Here is a 3,118-nt window from a genome sequence, read left to right as displayed (position 1 = left end):
CGCTGGCGCGCGATCCCCACCAGGACAAGGTGGAGACTCCGCGCGTGGCGGTTGCGCTGGCGAAGAAGGTTTCACTGGTGCTGGTGGTGGTGGTGGCGCTGCTAACCATTTACGGCACGCTGGTCTGACGCCGTATCCGCGGGCGGGGTGCCAAATACCGGCATGCCGTCCGCGTCCCAGGTGAATGCTTTCACCCGCGTATGGCGGTTTGGATCGTACAGCGGGTCCCCCTCGATTTCGGTGTAGTTGCGTGCGTGATACACCAGCAGGTCCTCACCGTTCTCCCCCTGCGTAAAGCTGTTGTGCCCCGGTCCGTACTGACGATTCTGCCAGCTGGTGCTGAACACCGGCGCGGCCGATTTTTGCCAGTTCTCTGCGATCAGCGGATCGGCATCCGCATCAATCCACAGCAGCCCCATGCAGTAGTTTTCATCGGTGGCGCTGGCCGAATAGCTGATGAACAGGCGCTGACCGTGGCGGATCGCCGCCGGCCCCTCGTTGACGCTGAAACCTGCGCACTCCCACTCATACTGTGGACGGCTGAGCATTACCGGCTGTCCTGCGATCTGCCACGGGGTGGCCAGCCCGGCAAGATAGAGGTTCGAGTTGCCGGGAATCGCCGGGTCTTTCTGCGCCCACAGATACCAGTTGCGTCCCTGATGGACAAAGTGGGTGGCATCCAGCGAGAAGCTGTCGATCGGCGTCGCCATGCGCCCGCGATCGACCCAGCGGCCGCTGAGCGGATCGGCATCGTCGCAGGTCAGGGTGTACATCCGGTGCTGGAAGAGTCCGTCTTTGATCTCCTGCGACGGTGCGGCGGCGTAGTAAATCACCCACCGTCCGTCGATGCGGTGCAGCTCCGGTGCCCAGATCAGCGCGCTCTGCGGGCCGCTGGTGGGCTTGCGCCACACCACGCTGGCCGCGGCCGTCGCCAGCCCGGCCAGCGTCGCAGCGCGGCGGATCTCCAGCCGGTCGTACTCGGGCACCGAGGCGATAAAATAGTAGTGGTTATCGTGGCGCAGGATAAACGGGTCGGCGCGCTGTTCGATCAACGGGTTTGGCCAGTGGCTCATCGGGAGGCTCCTTGCGGGTCAGTACCCTGTGGTTGTAGGGCGGCAGCGGGGGCCGCGTGCGGGGCATCGGCACGGCGTTGTGCCAGGTCACGCTGGATCTGCAGCATCAGCGTGCGGTCAACTTTCAGCAGGCGTACCACACCGGCGGTTACCAGATAGCCAATGCCGGGAATGACGGTAAACAGCAGCACGATGCCGTTAACGGCGCTGGCGCTCTGCTGTTTCGCGCCGGCATCGTAGCCGTACCACGACAGCAGAAAACCGACCATCGCCCCGGCCACCGCCAGCCCGACCTTAAGGAAGAACAGGTTGCCGGAGAAGCTGATGCCGGTGATGCGTTTGCCGGTTTTCCATTCGCCGTAATCGTCGACGTCCGCCATCAGCGACCAGTGCAGCGGGGAGGGGATCTGGTGCAGGATATTGAGCAGGAAGTAGAGCACCAGCACCATCATCGTCGCCTGCGGATTGACGAAGTAAAACGCGCAGGAGAATACCGCCAGCACGATATTGGTCCAGAAGAACACTTTCAGCTTGCACCAGCGGTCGGTCAGCACCTTGGCCAGCGTGCTGCCGATCATCATGCCCACCACGCCAAGGCTGATAAACAGCGTGGCGAAGTGGGTGGACTGCTGCATCACCCAGGTGACGTAGTACATGGTGGCCGCCATACGGATAAAGCCGGGGCAGACGTTGCACAGCGTCAGCAGCAGGATGCGCACCCACTGGTCGTTCTTCCACGCATCGCGCAGGTCATTTTTGATATCGTCGTTGGTCGGGGCGGCGGGGCGGATGCGCTCGCGCACCGTGGCAAAGCAGAACAGGAACATCAGCAGCGCCACCAGCGCCATTACCCCCATCGCCATCTGATAGCCGCGCGCCTTATTGTCGCCGCCGAACCAGTCGGCCAGCGGCAGCAGGGTCAGCGACAGGATCAGCGTGGCCACGCCAACCATCACAAAGCGGTACGACTGGCAGGAGACGCGCTCGCCCGGATCGCTGGTGATGACGCCACCCAGCGAGCAGTAGGGAATGTTGATGGCGGTATAGGTGAGCGACATCAGGAAGTAGGTGGCAAACGCCCAGATCACCTTGCTGTTATAGCTCCACTCCGGGGTGGTGAACATCAGCACGCTGAACAGCACGTAGGGCACGCAGACCCACAGCAGCCAGGGGCGGAAACGTCCCCAGCGGCTCTGCGTGCGATCGGCAATCGCGCCCATAATCGGATCGGTCACCGCATCCAGCACCCGCACCGACAGCAGCAGTATGCCGACCAGCGCCGGGGCCAGGCCAAACACATCGGTGTAGAAATAGTTAAGGAACAGCATGATTGCGCCGCCGATCATATTGCATCCCGCGTCGCCCATGCCGTAACCGATTTTCTCTCTGACGGACAGCTTTTCGCCCTGCATGGCCGTATCTCCTGCTCTGTTAAGGTTCAGAACAGTATTTACGCTTTAGGTCGAGGTATCGCTGGGGGAAAACGTCGCAGAAATGGACAAAACCGCTGCCGGGGGGAAAGTGTGAAGCAGTTAACAGTTCGGCCAGCTGGCGCTGGCCGAAACAGAAGCAAAGGTAATGATTAAGCGCGCTGGCTGCGTTTTTTAATCACGTAACCTACCGCCAGAATCGCGATCCACACCGGGATCAGCCACACCGAGATCGCCATCCCCGGGGTCATCGCCATCAGCACCAGGATACCGGCGAGGAACAGCAGGCAGATCCAGTTACCCAGCGGGTAGAACAGCGCCGGGAAGCGGGTTTTCACGCCCTGCTGGTCTTTCTTACGACGGAATTTGATGTGTGCCAGGCTGATCATCGCCCAGTTAATCACCAGCGCCGAGACCACCAGCGCCATCAGCAGGCCAAAGGCCTCACCCGGCATCAGGTAGTTGAGCAGCACGCAGAGCCCGGTAGCCACCGCTGAGAAGGCGATTGACAGCACCGGCACGCCGCGGCCATCAACTTTCAGCAGCGCTTTCGGGGCGTTGCCCTGCTGCGCCAGGCCGAACAGCATACGGCTGTTGCAGTACACGCAGCTGTTG

The 3,118-nt window shown here is 61.8% G+C and carries 3 protein-coding genes and 1 pseudogene; 1 reads left to right on the top strand and 3 read right to left on the bottom strand.

The genetic code is table 11. The annotated features are described in order from the left end of the window. Positions 1-128: beta-lactamase regulator AmpE (gene ampE / locus NV64_RS23885; RefSeq protein WP_233208927.1), on the top strand; the 128-nt coding region annotated here is incomplete at its 5' end. Here ampE and NV64_RS04280 read toward each other — a convergent pair. From NV64_RS04280 to NV64_RS23880, 3 genes and pseudogenes are all read right to left on the bottom strand, one after another. After that, complete coding sequence (locus NV64_RS04280; RefSeq protein WP_056236127.1) at positions 102-1,073, bottom strand: family 43 glycosylhydrolase; 972 nt, start codon at positions 1,071-1,073, stop codon at positions 102-104. The genes ampE and NV64_RS04280 overlap by 27 nt on opposite strands. Then, positions 1,070-2,485, bottom strand: a complete 1,416-nt coding sequence (locus NV64_RS04275; protein WP_056236129.1) for a glycoside-pentoside-hexuronide (GPH):cation symporter — start codon at positions 2,483-2,485, stop codon at positions 1,070-1,072. Before NV64_RS04275 ends, NV64_RS04280 begins: the two co-directional genes overlap by 4 nt. A gap of 170 nt (positions 2,486-2,655) precedes the next feature. Next, positions 2,656-3,118, bottom strand: a pseudogene (locus NV64_RS23880) (amino acid permease); the annotation flags it as partial.

Source organism: Erwinia sp. B116, from assembly GCF_002865965.1.
Classification (GTDB): domain Bacteria; phylum Pseudomonadota; class Gammaproteobacteria; order Enterobacterales; family Enterobacteriaceae; genus Erwinia.
Note: the sequence above shows the minus strand (reverse complement) of the source record. Positions and strands in the feature narration are given on the sequence as shown.

Bases quoted from the DNA above. Each gene is read 5' to 3' on its own strand.
- NV64_RS04280 (WP_056236127.1), bottom strand. From the start codon at position 1,073: ATGAGCCACTGGCCAAACCCGTTGATCGAACAGCGCGCCGACCCGTTT.
- NV64_RS04275 (WP_056236129.1), bottom strand. From the start codon at position 2,485: ATGCAGGGCGAAAAGCTGTCCGTCAGAGAGAAAATCGGTTACGGCATG.